Raw genomic sequence first — 18,290 nt, forward strand, 5'->3', positions numbered from 1 at the left:
TGAACGCCGGCTTCGCGCCTCAGCGGGAGCAACGTCATGGATGAACTGATCGAGATCGGCGGTACGCGGGTGCTCTGCTACGCCAAGGAAGGCCTGGTGCTGGCGCGCGAAGCCGACATCAACGATCTGTTGGGCGCAGCCTTCTCCTCGCAGGTCGATCTACTCGCCATTCCGGTCGAGCGGCTTGGTCCGGATTTCCTGAAGCTCAGCACTGGTCTTGCCGGCGCAGCGTTCCAGAAGATGGTCAATTATCATCTGAAATGCGCCATCGTCGGCGACATCGCCGAGGCGCTCGCGCGCAGCGGGCCGCTGCGCGATTTCGTGCGCGAGACCAACAAAGGCAATTCGATCTGGTTCGTGCCTGATTTCGAGACGTTGAGGGAGAAGCTGTTGAGGCGAACGGGCGCTGGATAGGCACACCCGCTCCAACGCATTTTGCGTTTCCAGCACCCCCGAACCGCTCCAAACTCAGATTTTCTCGACGGTCAGCTCCAGATCGGTTTCTGCAGCACCGGTTACCCGGACACGCGCGCCAGCCGGCAAGTCTGGGCCGGAGACCCGCCACAGCGTGTCCCCGAGCTGAATACGGCCACGACCTTCGCGGATCGGCTCGGCCAATGTGGCGGTGCGGCCGATCATCTGCTCGCCGCGCCGGTTGAGCAGCGGCTGGTCACTGGTCTCGCGCTTTCCGCTGAAAAAGCGTTTCCCGGCATAGGCCGACAACAAGGCCAGCACCAGGAAAGCCAGCACCTGCGCCTGCCAGGTCCAGAACGCAGCGTTCCAAAGGACGAGCGAGGCCGCGCCGATCAGCAGCGCTGCTATGCCGATCCACAAAAGGAAGACACCGGGGGCGAGGATTTCCGCCACCAGCAGCGCAAAGCCAAGAACCATCCAGTTCCAGGGACCGAGTTCAAAGAGAAGCCGCTGCAGCATGGCCGTACTCCGTCAGCTCTCGTTCGGGCGCACCAGCGGCGGGCGTGCCGCCTGCCTCTGCGTGCCCGGGCCGTCCCCCTTGAACACCTCCTTGGCAATTTCGCCGATGCCACCCAAGGTACCGATCAGCGACGAGGCTTCCATCGGCATCAGGACGATTTTGGAATTGCCGGCCGTACCGATCTTGGCCAGTGCCTCGGTGTATCTCTGCGCCACGAAGTAGTTGATGGCCTGTACGTCACCCTTGGCGATGGCTTCCGACACGACCTGCGTGGCACGGGCTTCGGCTTCTGCCGAGCGCTCGCGCGCCTCGGCATCACGGAAGGCGGCCTCGCGGCGGCCTTCCGCTTCCAGGATCTGTGACTGCTTCAGGCCTTCGGCGGCAAGGATCTGCGCGCGCTTGTCGCGCTCGGCCATCATCTGGCGGGCCATGGAGTCGACCAGGTTGGCCGGCGGGTTGATGTCCTTGATCTCGACGCGGGTGATCTTGACGCCCCAGGGATGCGCGGCCTCGTCGACCACGCGCAGCAGGCGCTCGTTGATGGCATCACGGTTGGAGAGCAACTCGTCCAGGTCCATCGAACCCATGACGGTGCGGATGTTCGTCATGGTGAGATTAAGGATCGCATTTTCCAACCCGGACACCTGATAAGCAGCCTGGGCGGCGTTCAGGATCTGGTAAAAGGCGATGCCGTCGACGCCGACGATGGCGTTGTCGCGGGTGATGATCTCCTGGGTCGGAACATCGAGCACCTGCTCCATCATGTTCAGCTTGGCGCCGATGCGCTCGAAGATGGGATTGATGATATTCAGGCCCGGCGTCAGTGTCTTGGTGTAGCGACCGAACCGCTCGACAGTATGGTTGAAGCCCTGCGGCACCGTACGGATGCCCTTGAAAAGCAGGATGAGGACCAGCGCGACCAAAACGACGATCGCGATGTCGAAACCCGTGAAACCGCTGAAATCCATTCGGCTCTCCCTCAATTGCCGGCAGGTGGCGAGGCTGGCGCATCGGCCCGAAATCGGAGTCGATTTTCGACAAGCACGGTGCGCACCCCCAAATACCGCAGACTCAAAATACCAGAACATCCTCTACGCGTCCGAATGGACGCGCGGCGGTACCTCACGAAACACTTAGGTGTGTTTCAGCGCCGTTACAATCGGGGAAGCGGTTCTACCTGGGGATGCAGCCTTCTGGTCCGAATACCGCGTGGCCAGCGATCAGATCCAGCCCGCCAATTCGCGCCGTGCCAGCGTCTCGATCACATCCATGCCTTCCGGACTGTCGTTGAGGCAAGGAATGTGAGCGAATTTCTCGCCGCCGGCATGCAGGAAGATTTCTTGTGCCTCCTGCGCGATCTCTTCGAGTGTCTCGATGCAATCTGCCGAGAATCCCGGATTGAGTACGGCGATGCGCTTGACGCCTTCCTTGCCCAACCGCTCCATCGTCTTGTCGGTATAGGGTTGTAGCCATTCCTGCGCGCCGAAGCGGGATTGGAAGGTGGTGATCAGCTTCGCCTCACTCCAGCCCAGTCGTTCACGCAGCAGTCGCGTCGTTTCCAGACAATGCTGCTGATAGGGGTCGCCCTTGTCCGCATAAGGCTTCGGGATGCCGTGATAGGAGGCGACAACCACCTCCGGTTCGAAATCCAGCGTGGCGAGGTGCTTTTCGATCGAGCGGGCTAGGGCGTCGATATAGACTGGCTCGGCATAATAGGGCGGAACGGACCGGACCGCCGGCGCACGCCTCATCTTCATGAGCGCGCGGAACAACTGGTCGTTGGCGGTGGCCGTCGTCGTTGCCGAATATTGCGGGTAGAGTGGGAAGGAGAGGATACGGTCGCAGCCTTGCGCGACCAGCCTTTCCACCACCGAGCGCGTCGACGGGGTGCCGTAGCGCATCGCCCAGTCGACACTGACATTGGTGAGCTCGCCGAGGCGCTGCGCCAGCTTCTCGCCCTGGCCGCGCGTGTAAGTGCGCAGCGGCGACTCGTTTTTCTCCCGGTTCCAGATCTTGGCATAGTTGGCGCCCGACTTCTTCGGCCGTGTCGTCAGAACCAGGCCGTAAAGGATCGGGTACCAGAGCCAGCGCGGCATCTCGATAACGCGCGGGTCGGAGAGGAATTCGCGCAGGTAGCGCCACATCGGCCCATAGTCGGTCCCGTCCGGCGTGCCGAGATTGATCAGCATCAGCCCGACTTTCTCGGGGCTGTTGTTCGTCAGGCTGCCGACGGGCGAGGAAACCTCGGCTTTGGGTTCGGTGGCGAATGTCATGGGCATCTAATTAACAGCGGCAGACACGGTTTCAATGCTGCGTCTGGCCGCACCCGGGAGCATCTGCCTCTCCATGGGAGAAGGTAACAGCGCTACTCACTTCGCCGGTATCTTCAGTTCCGTTCCCACCAGGAGCCGGTGCACCTCCTGGCCGGGATTGGCGCGGGCGATGCGCCGCCATTTGGCGCCGTCGCCATAAGCTTTGACAGCGATATCCCAATAGGTGTCGCCCTTGGCGATGGTGTGAGTGCTTCCGGCCTGGATCGATGCCGGGGTTTCGGCGGGATTTGCAGTCTCTACCGGCTTGGCGGTTTCCGTTGGGGCGGCGTCGCCTGGTTTTGCCGCCGGGGCATCGACCGCAGGCGGAGTATTGGCGATGTCGTTGGATTCCGCAGGCGGCGCCGGCACAGCCGGCGTAGCTTCGGCAGGAGCCGCAGTGCCGTTGCCGGTCTGTGCCGTTTCGGCTGGTTGCGCAGCGGCGTTCACGTCAATGATCCGGCCGTCGAGCTTCGGCGAGTAGGGATTGTGAGCGCCCAGATAATCGGCCACGGTCTGCTCAAGCCCCGGACCGTAGTCGTAGGCATTCTTGCCCTTGTCGGCGAATACTTTATAGCCGTCGCCACCCTGGCGGGTGTAGTTGTTGGCGGCGACGAGATAATCCTTGTTCGGATCCAGCGGCACCCAATTGCCGTTTTCCATCACCTCGACCGATCTGATGCGGCTTTGAGCGGGCGCTGTCCGGTCGAAAGAGTATTTCAAGCCGGCGACCTGGGCGAAGCGGCCGCCGCCTTCCTCCAGTTGACTGGCGCCATTCTCCAGCGCGGCCTTCACATCCGCGCCCGAGAGCTGGAAGGTGGCAATGGTGTTCTGGAACGGAAGCACCGTCAGCACTTCTCCCATCGAGACCTTGCCCTGGTCGATGGAGGCGCGCAGGCCACCGCCATTGGTGAACGCGATCTGTACGCCCTGATCCTTCACGCGGTCGAGCACGGCGTCGGAAACGAGATTGCCCATGGTGCATTCGCGTGTCCGGCAGCTTTCGCGGCTGCCGTCGACGGCGGCGGTGGTCTCGCCGACCTGCTTGGCCTTCAATTCCTCGATCGGCGCGCCGAGTTCCTTGATGCGGGCGAGCACCTGCGGGTCGGGGGTCACCGACTTGTCGAGCGGAATCGGGTTGCCGCTGGCTTCCTTGACCACGCCATTGTCGTCGAACACCACCTTGAACTCGCCGAGCAGCTTGGAATAGGAGGCTGCCTGCGTCACCGGCACCTTATAGCCGTCCGGATTGTCGACCATTGTCGGGTAAGGGCCTTCGGCCTTCGGATCGGTGTTCGACAGCAGCGAGTGCGAATGCCCGCCCACCACGACGTCAACGCCAGGGATCTTGGCGATCATCTCCTTGTCGCGCGGATAGCCGACATGGGTCAGCGCGATGATCTTGTTGACACCTTGGCCCTTCAGCTTCTCCACCTCTGCGGTGATGGTCTTGATATCGTCCTCGATGGTGATGTTCGGACCGGGCGTGGCGAGTTCGGGCGTGTCGTTGGTGACGGCGCCGACGATGCCGATCTTCTGTCCGCCGAGTTCGATGACCACGGACGGCTTGATGCGGTCGCCGACCTTGGCGGCAGCACTTGCCTTCACATTGGCCGAAAGTACCGGGAACTTGATGACGTCGAGGAAAGGCGCCAGCGCGTCCTCGCCATCGTCGAATTCATGGTTGCCGACGGTCATGGCGTCGAACTTCATCTGGTTCAGGAACTCGGCCTCGGTCTTGCCCTTGTAGGTCGTATAGAAGAGCGAGCCCTGGAAGTTGTCGCCGCCGTTGAGCAGCAGCACGTTCTGGCCTTCCAGCTTCTTGCGTTCGGCGGCAATCGCCGTGACGAGACGTGCTGCGCCGCCGAAGCACTCGCCCTTGATCTCTTCCTCGGCTGAACAGGTGGATTCGTACTTGTTGTTGCTTTCGATGCGGCTATGCCAATCGTTGATATGCAGGATGTTCAGCGTGTAGTCGGCAAAGGACATGCCTGTGCTCATGCCGAGTGCCGAGATCGAAAGTGCCGTGATGACAGCGATCTTCTTCATTCCTGCTCTCCCGTTCGTGATGCCTCGCCTGAGCCAGGGACCCTATCGATCCCGGGAGCGATGCCGATACCTGTCCTGGCGTTGTAGACGCTCTGCTTGACTGGAGTTTTACATGCCCTCAGAGGGCATGTTCCCATTGCGACTGGGTCGTTGCAAGCGGATTCAGGGGCAAGTCTTTGCCGGCGAACGTGTTGCGCGAACGGAAATGGCCGCATCGCCTGGATGCGGCCGTTTTGGAAATGGGAATAGGACTGGCCTGGCCGCGACCGCGGCTGTTTTGGTCAGCTCCGGCGCGTCAGCACGAAGTTCTGGCCCGCCTGGCTTGTGCAGTTGAGCTGGTTGATCGAGACGAGCAGGCAATTGAAGGCGATCGGCGACTGGCGGATCAGCGACGTGCCGTTGATCTCGATCGAAGTCTGGCTGGTCATGCGGTAGCTGCCGTCGGCGAGCTTCTGGCCAGTGTCGGTGGCAACTGTCTGGAACTTGCCGGCCGAAATGGTCGAAAGCCCGGTCCCCTGCGCATCGATCCAGGAGCCTTCCACGCCTTTCGGGGAGGCTGAGGGCGGCGGCTCACCGGGACCGCCGGTCTGGCAGGCAGCCAGTGCTGCAGTCGCGGCTACGGCAAGGCTGGCCGAAATAAGTTTGCGCGCTGTGATCATATCGTAAAACCTCTCCTCGGTCCGCGCCTCTTCCATCGCCCGAATTGAGGATGAAAACAAGGCTCGCATAAGCATGCGATGGATGTAGCGTGGCGTGCCGGCAACAGTGTGGTGGGACCTCACGGTCCACTGCTTTGTCGGGGGGAGTCGATTGACAGCCTCTTGAAAGGCTGCAACTTTCGTATACCGAAGAACACAAATGTTCTTGAGGTGGCGTGCCGGAAACAACCGGGCGTCCTGGGGAGGAAAAATGGACACCTTTTTGACCGGCCTGAAATCGGCCGTGGATACGCTTGGCGCGACGGTTCTGTTGCCCATCGTCATTTTCATCATTGCGGTGGTGCTCGGCGCCAAGGTGGGCAGGGCATTTCGTGCTGCCGTGACTATCGGCGTGGCCTTCATCGGTATCAATCTGGTGCTCGGCCTGATGCTCACCTCGATCGGCGACGTGGCCAAGGCCATCGTGACCAACACCGGCATACAGCGCGATATCGTCGATGTCGGCTGGCCGTCTGCCGCAGCCATCGCCTTCGGTTCGTCCGTCGGTCTCTGGGTGATCCCGATCGGAATCGCCGTCAACGTGGCGCTCTTGCTCTTGCGCCTCACGCGCACGCTCAATGTCGACGTCTGGAATTTCTGGCACTTCGCCTTCGTCGGTTCGCTGGCCACGGCCGCCACCAACAGCCTCGCCTACGGCCTGATTGTTGCGGCTCTCGTGGCGGCTCTGGCGCTGCTGTTCGCTGACTGGTCGGCGCGCGCGGTGCAGCAGTTCTACGGCATTCCAGGCGTCTCGGTGCCGCATCTGGCATCCGCCCAGATCCTGCCGATCGCCATCGTGCTCAATTGGGTGATGGACCGCATCCCGGGCATCAACAAGATCAACATCAGCACCGAGACGATCGAAAAGCGCTTTGGCGTGTTCGGTGAGCCGGTGGTGCTCGGTCTGATCATCGGTCTCGTGCTCGGCCTGATCGCCTATTACAACGCCGGCGATTTCGGCACGGTGCTGTCGAAAGTGCTTTCAACCGGCATGACGCTCGCCGCTGTCATGCTGCTTCTGCCGCGCATGGTGAAGGTGCTGATGGAAGGGCTGCTGCCGGTGTCCGATGCCGCGCAGGAATTCGTGCGCAAGCGTACCGGAGATCGTGAGCTCCTGGTCGGTCTCGACTCGGCGATCCTGATCGGTCATCCGGCCGCGATCTCCTCCTCGCTGATCCTGGTGCCGATTGCCATCATCCTGTCCGTGATCCTGCCAGGCAACCGCGTCATCCTGTTCGCGGATCTCGCGGTCATCCCCTTCATCGTGGCGATGACCGCCCCGCTGCTCAAGGGCAACGTGTTCCGCATGGTCGTGGTGGGCACCATCACGCTGGCCGTCGGCTTCTATGTCGCCAACGCGCTGGCGCCGCTGTTCACCAGTGCTGCCATCGCCTCGGGCTTCAAGATGCCCGAGCACGCGGTGCAGATCACTTCGGTGGTCGACGGCTTCCTGTGGATCCCTTACGTGATCATCGAGGCGATCCAGGGTCTTGGCGTTGCCGGGCTTGCCGTGCTGGCGCTGGTGATTGCGGGAGCCTTCGTGCTCTACCGCCGCAACACGCTGGCCTGGGAACGGGCCGCCGGCGCTGAGGACGAAGCTGCCTGAAGCCCGGATCGGATGGCGTTGCCGTCCACCTGAAATGAAACATGGGGCCGGTGGCGGTGATCGCCTCCGGCCCCAAGCCTGGAGAACAAAGCATGGCGCAAGCCTTGATCGACCATATCGACCCTGAAGCGATCCTGCTTGGCGTGAACGTCGACAGCAGCGAGGCGGTGATCCGCCAGCTGGCATCGCGGCTGGAAGTCCTGGGTTATGTCAAGCCGAGCTATGCGGATGCCGTGGTGAAGCGCGAGCAGACGATGCCGACCGGCTTGCCGCTCGGGCTCGCCGAAAACGTTGCCGTGCCCCATACGGACCCTATCCATGTCAACAAGGCAGGTGTCGGGCTGGCGGTGCTGTCGAAGCCGGTCGACTTCGCCAACATGGAAGAGCCGGATGAGGCGGTTTCGGTAGGCATCGTCTTCCTGCTTGCCATCAACGACAAGGACAAGCAGATAGAAATGCTGCAGGAGATCATGGGCACCATCCAGAGCCCCGAAGCGTTGGCGAGCCTGAAAAAGGCTGCGAGCGTGGAGGACGTCAGAGCAGTCTTGAGCTAAAGGAACTCGACATGGCCAAACAGAAGACCATTCTTTTCGCCTGCGGCACCGGCGTCGCCACGTCCACGGCGGTCAACGCCACGGTGACGGAAGCCATGAAGGCACGCGGGCTGACCTTCAATGCCCTGCAGTGCAAGGCGACTGAAGTCGCCAGCATGGCCGACGGCGTCGACCTGATCGTCTCGACCACGCCGATCTCGGCTTCGGTGACGGTGCCTATCATCAAGGGGCTGGCTTTCCTCACCGGCATCGGCAAGGACAAGGCGCTGGACGATATCGAAGCGGAATTGCGCAAGTAATCCGCCGGTGGCCGTTACGGCCCACAGAATGAAGAAGAGCGCCAATTGGCGCCCTTCTTATTTGCGGATGCAACCTGTCAGCGCACCAGGATGTTGCGGAACTGCCAGGGATCCTTCTCGTCGATGTCTTCCTTGAACAGGCCAGGCCGGCCGTCCAGGGGCGTCCAGTCGGTGTAATATCCTTTGACCGGGCCGAGATAGGGTTTCTGCACTTCCAGGCAGCGGTTGAAGTCCATTTCGTCGGTCTCGACGATGCCGGCTTCCGGATTCTCGAGCGCCCAGACCATGCCGGCAAGCACTGCCGACGTCACCTGCAGGCCGGTAGCGTTCTGGTGCGGAGCAAGCTTGCGGGCTTCCTCCAGCGTCAGCTGCGAGCCGTACCAGTAGGCGTTCTTCTTGTGGCCGTAGAGCAGCACGCCGAGTTCATCGGAACCGTCCACCAGTTCGTTTTCCTCCAGCACGTGATGCACCGGCTGCGCCTTGCCGGCCGCGCCGAACATCTCGTGCAGCGACAGCACCGCGTCGTTGCTCGGATGGTAGGCGTAGTGGCAGGTCGGGCGATAGGTCACTTCGCCATGCTTGTCGCGCACGGTGAAGAAGTCGGAGATCGAGATCGCCTCGTTATGGGTGACCAGGAAGCCGTATTGCGGGCCAGGGGTCGGTACCCAGGTGCGCACGCGGGTGTTGGCGCCCGGCTGCTCCAGATAGATCGCTGCCTTCGAGCCCTTCTTGTGCTTCTTGGCGTTCTTGGGGATCCACTTCTCATGGGTGCCCCAGCCGAGCTCGGCCGGCTGCAACCCTTCTGAAATGAAGCCCTCGACCGACCATGTGTTCCAGAACACGTTCAGCGGCTTCGGCTTCTTGGTGCGCTGGGTGTCACGCTCGGCGATATGCACGCCCTTGACGCCCACCTTCTTCATCAGCTTGGCCCAGCCTTCGCGGTCATGCTGTTCGGGCGTTTCGAACTCGAGGCCAAGCTCCTTGGCGAGATCGACCAGCGCCTGCTTGACGAACCAGGAGACCATGCCGGGATTGGCGCCGCAGGTCGAGACGGCGGTTGGGCCGCCCGGATGCTTGCGCTTTTCCGCCAAAAGGCTCTCGCGCAGCGCATAGTTGGTGCGTGAGGCGTTACTGGCTTCGGTGTCGAAATAGAAACCGAGCCAGGGCTCGACGACCGTATCGACATAAAGCGCACCGAGTTTGCGGGTGAGCCGCATGAGGTCGACAGAGCCGGTGTCGACCGACAGATTGACGCAAAAACCCTGTCCGCCGCCATTGGTGAGCAGCGGGGTCAGCACGTCCTTGTAGTTGTCCTTGGTGATGGCCTCTTTGATGAAGGTGATGCCGCGTTCGTCCGCCAATTTGCGGTTCTCCTCGCTGGGATCGATGATCACCATGCGAGACTTGTCGAATTTGAAATGGCGCTCGATGAGCGGAAGCGAGCCACGGCCGATCGAACCGAAGCCGATCATCACGATCGGGCCGGTAATCTCACCGTAGACGGGCCATTTTTCATTCGCCATTTTTTGCGGCACTCCTTCTTTGTCGTGTGTCCTCACAGAAAAGCCGGACGCGGATGCGCCCGGCTGCAACTGCTAAACCATACATGCTTGTCACAATAAAGCGAATCCGGTTGCTGGCGTTAACGACAGGGATCGCCGCCATCAACCTTCGGCGAGGCCATTAAGATAGGCCACAAGCCGGTCGCGGTCCGCAGTCAGGCCCTTGTAGTCGAGCTGCGCATCGTCCAGTTCGCCAAGCTGCCGGGCGAAGCCTGCGGCGATACGCCCACGGTCGGGATGGCGGGCGAGCACTGCCAGCGGGTCGAGATAGATACGGATGGTGAAGAGGATGTCGCGTGAGACAGGCAGCTTGCGCAACGTTTGTCGCTCGACCCGGATGAAGGCGTGCGCGTTGATGTCCCCATCCGGGAAATTCGACTGCCGTTCCGCGGAGCGGGAGATACGCTGGCGGTCCGACAGGGGATGATAGAGTGCATCATTGGCCTGAACCGACCAGTTGAAGCGCTCCACCGCCTGGCCCTGCAGATTGTCGAACATACGGCTGATGATGTCAGCCGGCCGCGTGCCGGTGCCGAACCCCGGAACGGGGTCGTGGATATGGTGTAGCGGCTTGCCGAACTTCTCCGTCAGCGACCACGAGGAAGGAAAGCAGAGCGAACCGGCGGCGAGGCGCCAGCCGTCGTCGCTTCGGCGCATCAGGATGAGATCGTCCTGCACCATCAGCGAGGCGGTCATCAGCGGGGCATCAGCCAGCAAAGCTGGGCCGGTGGTACCTCGTGCCTGTGCTTCGGCCAGCGCCGGCGCATGGTACTGGCCCATATGCGTTTCGACGAGTTCAAGCACTTCGCGTTGTGCGTCACGCGTATCGGTCTCTTCGACGAAGATCTTGTCGGGCAACTCAGCATAAAGGCGATGCTTTTCGGCCAATTGAGCACCGAAATACCCGTCGACTTCCAGCCAGCGGTCGAGCTCCAGCGGCTTCAGGCCAATCGCAAATGGCTTCGACGAGCCGTCGTAAGGCGTATGGGGAGGCACAGGGCGTTGCACGGTCATCAGTCTTTCAGCATTTCCAATCCGATGGCAGCGCTCGTCGCGGCGAAGTCGATCACGTCGTAATCGGCAACATCAGCTTTGGTGAACGGATCCTCTGCCAATCGTGCATCGAGTGCCTCGCGCGTGCCGCGGGCGAGGATGACGCCGCCGGTGCGCGGACGTTTGGCGCCGGAGGCGATGAAGACGCCGTCTGCATAGCCTGCCTTTACCCATTCCATATGCGCATCGCGCAACCGATCGATCTCAGCAAGCGGCACTTTGTAGGTGAGGTTGACGACGAACATGTCTTCTCCAGTCAGCGGTCGAGTTCAAGCGGTCGCAGCAAACGGTTTCGGCGAGCCGTCGCAGGGTGCGCAAGTGACCCGGGCGTGTTTATTTGGCCAGATCAAGCGCTTTTTCGAGCACTGGGTCACGGCCTGCTGCATAATCGGCGAACGTCGAGTCGATCAGGATGTCGGGTTTCAGCGAGATGCCGCGCGGACCGAAAGCGACTGTCGGCCAGTAGCATTTCTCCGGATCGAGGCAGCCGTTCTCGTAATCCTCGAAGGCATCGCTGTAGTGTACCTTGATACCGGAATTCGGAAGTGTGATGTCGTCGCCTTCGGCCCAGAAGCGACCCTCGTCGCCCATCGGCTCGCCAATGAGGACGACGTTGCCTTGCGACGCGCCCTTCAGCATCGCGGCGGTGACGAGGGCTGCCGAAAACGTCGCGCGGCCAACCAGGACCATGACCCGACCGTCGCTTGGCACGAGTTTCGGCAAGGCCTGGGAAAAGAGAATGGTGTTGAAGAGGTCGCCACCATTGTTGAAGCGCAGATCGACGATGACGGCGCGGGGACGTTTTGCCACCACGGAATTCGCAATGACATCGCCTAGCTTCAGTTGGAGCGATCTGTCGTCCAGGCTGTTGATCGAATTGCTGCGGATGTAGAGCACCTGCTGGTCGGAGGCGAGCCAATGTTGCTCGACGTCGGCACGGGCAGCGTAAGCCGGTGAATGTGTGTCTACGGTGTCCAGGACGTGCGGCCAGCGGTTCGGGCTGTCTTGCGCGGCCGGCACCAGGATCGAATAGACGCGCTTGGTCGGTTGTCCCTCGTCGCCAGGGGCACGGCTCGCTGCCGGCGCGAGCGTCGCCTCACTTGTCCTGTCGTCCTTTGAAACGGTCAGCGTGACGCTGTCGCCGAAACTGACGCCGATTGCCTTGAGCACGTCGGGGCTGGTGAGGAAAGCCGCACTGAGGTAGCGCACGCGCGTGCCGGTGCCGGAAATGAACGGTGTAACGCGCACCAGCGCCTCTGCGCTGGACAATGCACCGAACTTTTCAATCCGGGCGCCGAGCAGATCCCTGTGAGCTTCATCGGTACTGACGACATAAAGACCATCAGCGAACCACCAGGCGCGAATGGGCAGGGCGCGCAACAACGCGCCGATCGCCGCTGTTGTATGGCCGTTGCCTGATGTCGCGGCTGCCTTTTGGATCGCAAGGGCGAAATCTGCTTCCGACATGGTGTCTGCGTTGGCGAAGGCTGCTTCAATGACACGGTCGAAATCGCGCTTCTTTGCGTCGTCGAAGCTTTTGTCCCGCGGCAACCATGTATCGCGTAACACGACAAGGTCCTCGCGCATCTGGTCGGGTGTCAATCTGACGTTCTGCTCTGCTCGCGTCGGCAAGGGCAGGGCGAGTGCCATTGCCATGGAAAGCACGATGGCCATAGCGTGAGACACTCGTGATGGACCCGACGGCCATATCGGCATTGGTACTCCTCTCGTCGGCGTGCAGGCTATCGGCCCAGTTTTGCCGCGATCAGTCCGCGCAGCGAATTTCCAACGTAAAGCTGCTTCGCAGCAATCAGATCGTCCAAGGTTAGAACCGCCTCGCGCGCTCTGCCTTGATCCAGAAATTCGCCACGCAATATGCCTGGCAGCAGGCCGCACATCAGTGCCGGGGTCAGCAAGGGGCCGCCATTGCCGGTGTCCACGAACAGGTTGGTGATGGTGCCTTCGCAGATTTCGCCACGCTCATTGGCGAGCAGGACCTCGTCGGCGTCGGCGGTGGTGTATTCCGCGCGGGCAGCCTGATAGGCATCGCGGCGGCTTGTTTTATGGCGCAGCAGTGCGTCTTGCGAGGAGAGCCGGGTCCGTGCCAGGCACAAGATCCAGGCAATGCCGTCCGGCAGGGGTTGGAAAGGCTGGGTCGTCACTTCGACCGCACCGTCAGCCGCAAGCGTCAGGCGCACGCGTTGCGGCCCTGCCGCACCTTCGACTGTACCTTCGAGGGCAGCACGCGCTGCTACCGGGTCGTGGCGCAAGCCGAGTGTCGTAGCCGAGGCGGCCAATCGCGCAAGGTGCTGCTCCAGGCGCATGAAGCCGGTTTCAGGCTCCCAGCGCAGCGTTTCGATCAGCGTGAAGCCGGGAGCGATCCCGTCGCGAAGCGGGCTTTCAGCAGACACTCCTCATACTCCTCCTCCGCCGTGGAATCGAACACCACGCCGCCGCCGACATTGTAGACGGCCTCGCCATTGGCGAAGAGCGAGATGGTTCGGATGGCGACCGAAAAGCGCATCGTGCCATTGGGCGCGATCCAGCCGATCGCACCACAATAGGCATCGCGTGGCGTTTCTTCCAACTCGCGCAGGATCTCCATGGCGCGGATCTTCGGCGCGCCGGTGATCGAACCGCAAGGGAACAGGGCGGCAAAAATGCTTCGGATGGTAAGATCCGGCAGCAGCCTGGCACGTACCGTCGAGACCATCTGATGCACGGTCGGATAGCTTTCGATGCGGAAGAGATCGGGCACGTCGAGCGTGCCAACCTCCGAAATCAGCGAGATGTCGTTGCGAAGCAGGTCGACGATCATGCGGTTTTCAGCCTGGTTTTTCTCGTCGTTGCGCAGGAAGTCTTTGAGCGCGGCGTCCTCTTCCGGTGTCTTGCCGCGCGGTGCGGTGCCCTTCATCGGATGTGTTTCGATCCAGTCGTCCGTGTCGACATGGAAGAACAGCTCCGGCGAGCGCGAGAGTATAGTGGGGCCTGCCAGCGAGACGAGCGCGCCATATTTCACTGGCTGGCGGGCTGTCAGCGCGTTGAAAGCGGCAAGCGGATCGCCCGACCAATGCGCGTTGATGGGGAAGGTGAGGTTGCCCTGGTAGCAATCGCCCTTGCGCAAATGGCGATGCAGGCGGGCAAAGCGCTTTTCATAGTCCGCATAGGACCATTGCGCCGTAGCGTCGAAAATCGGCCCATTGGTGGCGGGCTGGGCCGAGGGCAGGGTGCGGTCGGATGGCTTATCGAAAACACCAAGCGCCATCAGCGGCGCCCGCCGGCCTTCGGGCAGCAGCGGCTTCAGCTTTGGTTCGAGCAGATAGCCGGCCTCGTAGGAAAAATAGCCGGCCAGCCATTTGCCGTCCCGGCGTGCCGACTCGGCCTGCTCCAGCGCGGGCTCGAAATCCTGGGGCCTGTCGGCAACGATCAGGGCCGCCGGCTCCTCGAACAGCACGTCGCGGCCGGCCGGGTCGTCGCGGAAGAGAGCGAAACGGGACGCTGTCAATTTTTCCAATACCCCCACCCCGCTTGGTCTTTCGGGCGGTATCCCCCGAGAGGCTGAACGCAAGGCGCCTTAGAGCAATTCCAGGAAAAGTGTGTAGCGGTTTTCCGTCCGGAATTGCGTAAAAACCAAGAGCTGGAGCCTTTCCGCTTTTCGGAGAAAAAGCGGAAAGGCTCTAGTCCAGCGCTTCCAGTTCGTCGATCAGATTGGAGATGACGCCAAGCCCGATCTGCCAGAAGGCCGGGTCGCTGGCATCCAGCCCAAAGGGTTTCAGGAGTTCTGAATGATGCTTGGTGCCACCGGCACGCAGCATGTCGAAATACTTCTCCTGAAAGCCGCGCTCCGCGTTCTGGTATACGGCGTAGAGCGAGTTCACCAGGCAGTCGCCGAAGGCGTAGGCATAGACATAGAACGGCGAATGAATGAAGTGCGGGATGTAGGTCCAGAAGGTTTCGTAGCCTTCGCGCAGCTTGATCGCGGGGCCGAGGCTTTCGGCCTGCACTTCCAGCCAGAACTTGCCGAGCTGATCGGAGGTCAGTTCGCCGTTCTTGCGCTCGGTATGCACCTTGCGCTCGAATTCGTAGAAAGCGATCTGGCGCACGACCGTGTTGATCATGTCCTCGACCTTCTGGGCGAGCATGGCCTTGCGCTCGCGACGGTCCTCGGTCCTGTCGAGCAGCGAACGGAAGGTCAGCATCTCGCCGAAGACCGAAGCTGTCTCGGCCAAGGTCAGTGGCGTGGAGGCCATCAGCGCGCCCTGGCCACCAGCCAGCACCTGGTGCACGCCATGGCCGAGCTCGTGCGCGAGCGTCATCACGTCGCGCGGTTTGCCCATGTAATTCAGCAGCACATAGGGGTGGGCAGACGGCACGGTGGGATGAGCAAAGGCGCCGGGCGACTTGCCGGGCCTGACGGGGGCATCGATCCAGTTGCGGTCGAAGAAGCGGCGCGCGATGTCGGCCATCTCCGGCGAGAAGCGCTGGTAGGCTGACAGTACGGTGTTCCGGGCTTCGTCCCACGATATGGTCGCTTGTGGTGTTTCTGGCAGCGGCGCGTTGCGGTCCCAGTGGTTCATCTCGTCCATGCCGAGCCAGCGTGCCTTCATGCGATAATAGCGGTGCGACAGGCGCGGGTAGGCGTCCCGAACGGCGCTTGCCAGCGCATCCACGACGCTGCGTTCGACGCGGTTGGCGAGATGGCGGGAGTCTGCGATGTCCTCGAAGCCGCGCCAGCGGTCGGAGATTTCCTTGTCCTTGGCGAGTGTGTTGGTGATCAGCGTGAAGGTGCGCAGGTTCTTGGCGAAGGTGGCAGCCAATGCCTCCGAAGCCTGTCGGCGTACCGCTCCGTCGGCGTCCTGCAGCCGGTTCAGGGTCGGTTCCAGCGTAAGCTTTTCGCCGTCGATGTCGAAGCGCAGTTCCGTCATCGTCTCGTCGAACAGACGGTTCCAGGCGCCGCGCCCGGTGACCGACTTTTCATGGAACAACTGCTCGATACGATCTTCCAGCTGGAAAGGCTTGTCTTTCCTCAAATCCAGCACCCACGGCCGGTAGTGGCCAAAGCCAGGATCGGTATCGAGCGCCAGCTCGATGGCCTTGTCCTCGACGAGGTTCAATTCCAGACCGAAGAAGAGCAGATGCGAGGAAGCATCCGTCATCTTTTCCTGCACGTCGCCATAAAGCTTGGCGCGCTGCGGGTCGGAAGTGTCGCCGGCATAGACCAGGCCGGCATAGGAGACGATCTTGCCGACCAGTTCTTCCAGCGCTTCATAGGCCTTCAGTGCTTCGCCGAGTTTGCCCTCGGCACCGCGCGCGGCCTCTGCCGCCAGCGTGCCCTTCCAGCGGCTCTCGAAGGCGGCGGCATCGGCACCGGCCTTCTCGATGTCGCGCTTCAGTTCCGGGGCATCCATACCGGGATAGAGGTCGGCGAGGTTCCACTCGGGCAGGTTGCCGAGTTCCAGCGCCTTGCGACCGGATTGAGCCGGTGCATGCAGCCGGCCGAAAAAAGTATGCATTCCAACACCTTCCGGAAATGTGGCGCGAAGCCGGTCAACTTCTAAGCAATTCATTCACCGGCTTTTTTGAAAGCTTATTTAGAACCCTGTGCCAAGATGATCCATAGGGCAGAGGCGAATTCGCGACACTCATGACAGGTTCCATCCTCATCGTCGACGACGATCCGGTTCAGCGCAGGCTGGTGGAGGCAGCGGTGGGCCGTTTCGGCCATTCGGCGCTCACCGCCGAAAACGGCGAGACGGGCCTGGCCGTGATGGACGGACCCGATGCACGCGAGGTTTCGGTGGTAGTGCTCGACCTCGCCATGCCGGGCATGGACGGTATCGCCGTCCTGCAGGCGATGCGCGAACGCGACATCCGTATCCCTGTCATCGTGCAGACCGCCCAGGGCGGCATCGAAACCGTGGTGAAGGCAATGCGTCATGGCGCCTTCGATTTCGTCGTCAAGCCAGCCTCGCCAGAGCGTCTGAATGCGGCGATCACAAGTGCGCTCAAGGTGGAAGAAGTCGAGGTCGCGGTGAAGCGCTCGTCGCGTCGTCTTGGCCAAACGCTTACTTTCAAGGATCTCGCCACGCGCAGTTCTTCGATGGAGCGGGTAATCCGGCTTGGTCAGAAGGCAGCGGCGTCTTCGATCCCGATCCTGATCGAAGGTGAGTCCGGTGTCGGTAAGGAAATGGTGGCCCGGGCCATACAGGGCAGCAGTGACCGCAGGACGAAACCGTTCGTCACCGTCAATTGCGGCGCCATTCCAGACAATCTGGTCGAATCGATCCTGTTCGGCCATGAGAAGGGCTCCTTCACCGGCGCCACCGAAAAGCACACCGGCAAGTTCGTGGAAGCCCATACCGGCACGCTGTTCCTGGACGAAATCGGCGACCTGCCCCTCGACGTGCAGGTGAAACTCCTGCGTGCGGTGCAGGAAGGTGAAGTCGATCCAGTCGGCGCCCGCTCCACGGTCAAGGTCGATATCCGCCTGATCTCGGCCACGCATCGCGATCTGCTGCAGCAGGTGAAGGACAGCCGTTTCCGTGAGGATCTATTCTATCGCCTCAATGTCTTCCCGATCCTGGTTCCGCCTTTGCGTCACCGCAAGGAGGACGTTCCCTTTCTCGTCCGACATTTCATGGACAAGGTATCGCCGGTTGGCCCGCGCCGGCGTCTGTCGATTTCGGACGCCGCACTGGCCATGCTTCAGGCTTATGACTGGCCCGGCAATATCCGCCAGCTGGAAAATGCCATCTATCGGGCGTCGGTGCTCGCCGAGGGTGAGGTGCTGACGCCCGAAGAGTTTCCACAAATCCGCGCTCAGGTGGAAGGCACGGTGGTACTGGAGGCGCCGTCTGTCGTGCTCGAACTGCCGGGCGAGGTCGCCATCGAGCCGGAGCGATCCCCGGAGAGACCAATTGCCGCGGAGGTGGCTGCCAACCGCTTGCCGAGGATAGAACCAAGGCTCGGTACGCTGACTGCGCTGGACGAGCGCGGGAATGTCCGCTCACTTGCCGAGGTCGAATTGGAGATGATCAGACTCGCCATCGATCACTACAACGGCCAGATGAGCGAGGTGGCCAGACGGCTTGGCATCGGGCGTTCTACGCTGTACAGAAAGCTCAAAGAGTACGGCATAGACCCGGAAACCGGGCGCGCGGAAAAAATGGCTTCCTGAATCCCGCGCAAGCCTTGGGTGAGTTTCCTGGTATAAACCAGTGGTTTAC

General features: G+C 61.6%; 17 protein-coding genes. 5 read left to right on the forward strand and 12 right to left on the reverse strand.

Going from position 1 to position 18,290, the window contains the following annotated elements:
- Window positions 1–36: 36 nt before the first annotated feature.
- Window positions 37–414 carry a DUF4180 domain-containing protein gene (locus tag ACFWXH_RS29390; RefSeq protein ID WP_379124981.1) on the forward strand — a complete coding sequence of 126 codons (378 nt, stop codon included), beginning with the start codon at window positions 37–39 and terminating at the stop codon, window positions 412–414.
- Window positions 415–468: 54 nt separating this feature from the next.
- Here the strand turns inward: ACFWXH_RS29390 and ACFWXH_RS29395 are convergent, their stop codons facing one another.
- The 5 genes from ACFWXH_RS29395 to ACFWXH_RS29415 form a co-directional block, all read right to left on the reverse strand.
- Complete coding sequence (locus ACFWXH_RS29395; protein WP_379124982.1) at window positions 469–933, reverse strand: NfeD family protein; 465 nt, start codon at window positions 931–933, stop codon at window positions 469–471.
- 12 nt (window positions 934–945) lie between these two features.
- Window positions 946–1,902, reverse strand: a complete 957-nt coding sequence (locus ACFWXH_RS29400; protein WP_054310801.1) for an SPFH domain-containing protein — start codon at window positions 1,900–1,902, stop codon at window positions 946–948.
- Window positions 1,903–2,154: 252 nt separating this feature from the next.
- A complete protein-coding gene (gene hemH / locus ACFWXH_RS29405; RefSeq protein WP_379124983.1) occupies window positions 2,155–3,207 on the reverse strand; it encodes a ferrochelatase in 1,053 nt (350 codons plus the stop codon).
- A gap of 96 nt (window positions 3,208–3,303) precedes the next feature.
- On the reverse strand, window positions 3,304–5,292 hold the full coding sequence (locus ACFWXH_RS29410) for a 5'-nucleotidase C-terminal domain-containing protein (protein WP_379124984.1): 1,989 nt from the start codon (window positions 5,290–5,292) through the stop codon (window positions 3,304–3,306).
- A gap of 281 nt (window positions 5,293–5,573) precedes the next feature.
- A complete protein-coding gene (locus tag ACFWXH_RS29415; protein WP_379124985.1) occupies window positions 5,574–5,951 on the reverse strand; it encodes a hypothetical protein in 378 nt (125 codons plus the stop codon).
- Window positions 5,952–6,201: 250 nt separating this feature from the next.
- Here ACFWXH_RS29415 and ACFWXH_RS29420 point away from each other — a divergent pair, with 250 nt between their 5' ends.
- From ACFWXH_RS29420 to ACFWXH_RS29430, 3 genes are all read left to right on the forward strand, one after another.
- On the forward strand, window positions 6,202–7,596 hold the full coding sequence (locus tag ACFWXH_RS29420; RefSeq protein ID WP_379124986.1) for a PTS galactitol transporter subunit IIC: 1,395 nt from the start codon (window positions 6,202–6,204) through the stop codon (window positions 7,594–7,596).
- A gap of 92 nt (window positions 7,597–7,688) precedes the next feature.
- Window positions 7,689–8,150, forward strand: a complete 462-nt coding sequence (locus ACFWXH_RS29425; RefSeq protein WP_379124987.1) for a PTS sugar transporter subunit IIA — start codon at window positions 7,689–7,691, stop codon at window positions 8,148–8,150.
- An 11-nt stretch (window positions 8,151–8,161) separates the two neighbouring features.
- Window positions 8,162–8,449: a PTS sugar transporter subunit IIB gene (locus ACFWXH_RS29430; RefSeq protein ID WP_379124988.1), complete on the forward strand. Its 288-nt coding sequence runs from the start codon at window positions 8,162–8,164 to the stop codon at window positions 8,447–8,449.
- 77 nt (window positions 8,450–8,526) lie between these two features.
- On the opposite strand, the gene ACFWXH_RS29435 is transcribed toward ACFWXH_RS29430, so the two are convergent.
- From ACFWXH_RS29435 to ACFWXH_RS29465, 7 genes are all read right to left on the reverse strand, one after another.
- Window positions 8,527–9,972 (reverse strand): homospermidine synthase, encoded by a 1,446-nt coding sequence (locus ACFWXH_RS29435; RefSeq protein ID WP_379124989.1) that lies wholly within the window; start codon window positions 9,970–9,972, stop codon window positions 8,527–8,529.
- 141 nt (window positions 9,973–10,113) lie between these two features.
- Entirely contained in the window at window positions 10,114–11,025 is a 912-nt protein-coding gene (locus ACFWXH_RS29440) for a DUF3445 domain-containing protein (protein WP_379124990.1), read from the reverse strand.
- Window positions 11,025–11,309: a YciI family protein gene (locus ACFWXH_RS29445; RefSeq protein ID WP_379124991.1), complete on the reverse strand. Its 285-nt coding sequence runs from the start codon at window positions 11,307–11,309 to the stop codon at window positions 11,025–11,027. Before ACFWXH_RS29445 ends, ACFWXH_RS29440 begins: the two co-directional genes overlap by 1 nt.
- 88 nt (window positions 11,310–11,397) lie before the next feature.
- The gene (locus ACFWXH_RS29450) at window positions 11,398–12,738 is read right to left on the reverse strand and encodes a peptidase S41 (protein WP_379124992.1); all 1,341 of its coding nucleotides are present in this window, start codon (window positions 12,736–12,738) and stop codon (window positions 11,398–11,400) included.
- A 68-nt stretch (window positions 12,739–12,806) separates the two neighbouring features.
- Window positions 12,807–13,475 (reverse strand): aminotransferase class IV family protein, encoded by a 669-nt coding sequence (locus ACFWXH_RS29455; RefSeq protein ID WP_379124993.1) that lies wholly within the window; start codon window positions 13,473–13,475, stop codon window positions 12,807–12,809.
- On the reverse strand, window positions 13,424–14,578 hold the full coding sequence (locus tag ACFWXH_RS29460; protein WP_379124995.1) for an aminodeoxychorismate synthase component I: 1,155 nt from the start codon (window positions 14,576–14,578) through the stop codon (window positions 13,424–13,426). Before ACFWXH_RS29460 ends, ACFWXH_RS29455 begins: the two co-directional genes overlap by 52 nt.
- A gap of 163 nt (window positions 14,579–14,741) precedes the next feature.
- Window positions 14,742–16,577 (reverse strand): M3 family oligoendopeptidase, encoded by a 1,836-nt coding sequence (locus tag ACFWXH_RS29465; protein ID WP_379124996.1) that lies wholly within the window; start codon window positions 16,575–16,577, stop codon window positions 14,742–14,744.
- 131 nt (window positions 16,578–16,708) lie between these two features.
- On the opposite strand from ACFWXH_RS29465, the gene ACFWXH_RS29470 reads away from it, so the two are divergent.
- On the forward strand, window positions 16,709–18,241 hold the full coding sequence (locus ACFWXH_RS29470) for a sigma-54-dependent transcriptional regulator (protein WP_379124997.1): 1,533 nt from the start codon (window positions 16,709–16,711) through the stop codon (window positions 18,239–18,241).
- The last annotated feature ends 49 nt before the right edge of the window (window positions 18,242–18,290 follow it).

The sequence above is a fragment of the Mesorhizobium sp. NPDC059054 genome, assembly GCF_042739215.1.
Classification (GTDB): domain Bacteria; phylum Pseudomonadota; class Alphaproteobacteria; order Rhizobiales; family Rhizobiaceae; genus Mesorhizobium.

Coding starts and splice junctions, on each gene's coding strand:
- ACFWXH_RS29390 (WP_379124981.1), top strand. CDS start 37: ATGGATGAACTGATCGAGATCGGCGGTACGCGGGTGCTCTGCTACGCC.
- ACFWXH_RS29395 (WP_379124982.1), bottom strand. CDS start 933: ATGCTGCAGCGGCTTCTCTTTGAACTCGGTCCCTGGAACTGGATGGTT.
- ACFWXH_RS29400 (WP_054310801.1), bottom strand. CDS start 1,902: ATGGATTTCAGCGGTTTCACGGGTTTCGACATCGCGATCGTCGTTTTG.
- hemH (WP_379124983.1), bottom strand. CDS start 3,207: ATGACATTCGCCACCGAACCCAAAGCCGAGGTTTCCTCGCCCGTCGGC.
- ACFWXH_RS29410 (WP_379124984.1), bottom strand. CDS start 5,292: ATGAAGAAGATCGCTGTCATCACGGCACTTTCGATCTCGGCACTCGGC.
- ACFWXH_RS29415 (WP_379124985.1), bottom strand. CDS start 5,951: ATGATCACAGCGCGCAAACTTATTTCGGCCAGCCTTGCCGTAGCCGCG.
- ACFWXH_RS29420 (WP_379124986.1), top strand. CDS start 6,202: ATGGACACCTTTTTGACCGGCCTGAAATCGGCCGTGGATACGCTTGGC.
- ACFWXH_RS29425 (WP_379124987.1), top strand. CDS start 7,689: ATGGCGCAAGCCTTGATCGACCATATCGACCCTGAAGCGATCCTGCTT.
- ACFWXH_RS29430 (WP_379124988.1), top strand. CDS start 8,162: ATGGCCAAACAGAAGACCATTCTTTTCGCCTGCGGCACCGGCGTCGCC.
- ACFWXH_RS29435 (WP_379124989.1), bottom strand. CDS start 9,972: ATGGCGAATGAAAAATGGCCCGTCTACGGTGAGATTACCGGCCCGATC.
- ACFWXH_RS29440 (WP_379124990.1), bottom strand. CDS start 11,025: ATGACCGTGCAACGCCCTGTGCCTCCCCATACGCCTTACGACGGCTCG.
- ACFWXH_RS29445 (WP_379124991.1), bottom strand. CDS start 11,309: ATGTTCGTCGTCAACCTCACCTACAAAGTGCCGCTTGCTGAGATCGAT.
- ACFWXH_RS29450 (WP_379124992.1), bottom strand. CDS start 12,738: ATGGCCATCGTGCTTTCCATGGCAATGGCACTCGCCCTGCCCTTGCCG.
- ACFWXH_RS29465 (WP_379124996.1), bottom strand. CDS start 16,577: ATGCATACTTTTTTCGGCCGGCTGCATGCACCGGCTCAATCCGGTCGC.
- ACFWXH_RS29470 (WP_379124997.1), top strand. CDS start 16,709: ATGACAGGTTCCATCCTCATCGTCGACGACGATCCGGTTCAGCGCAGG.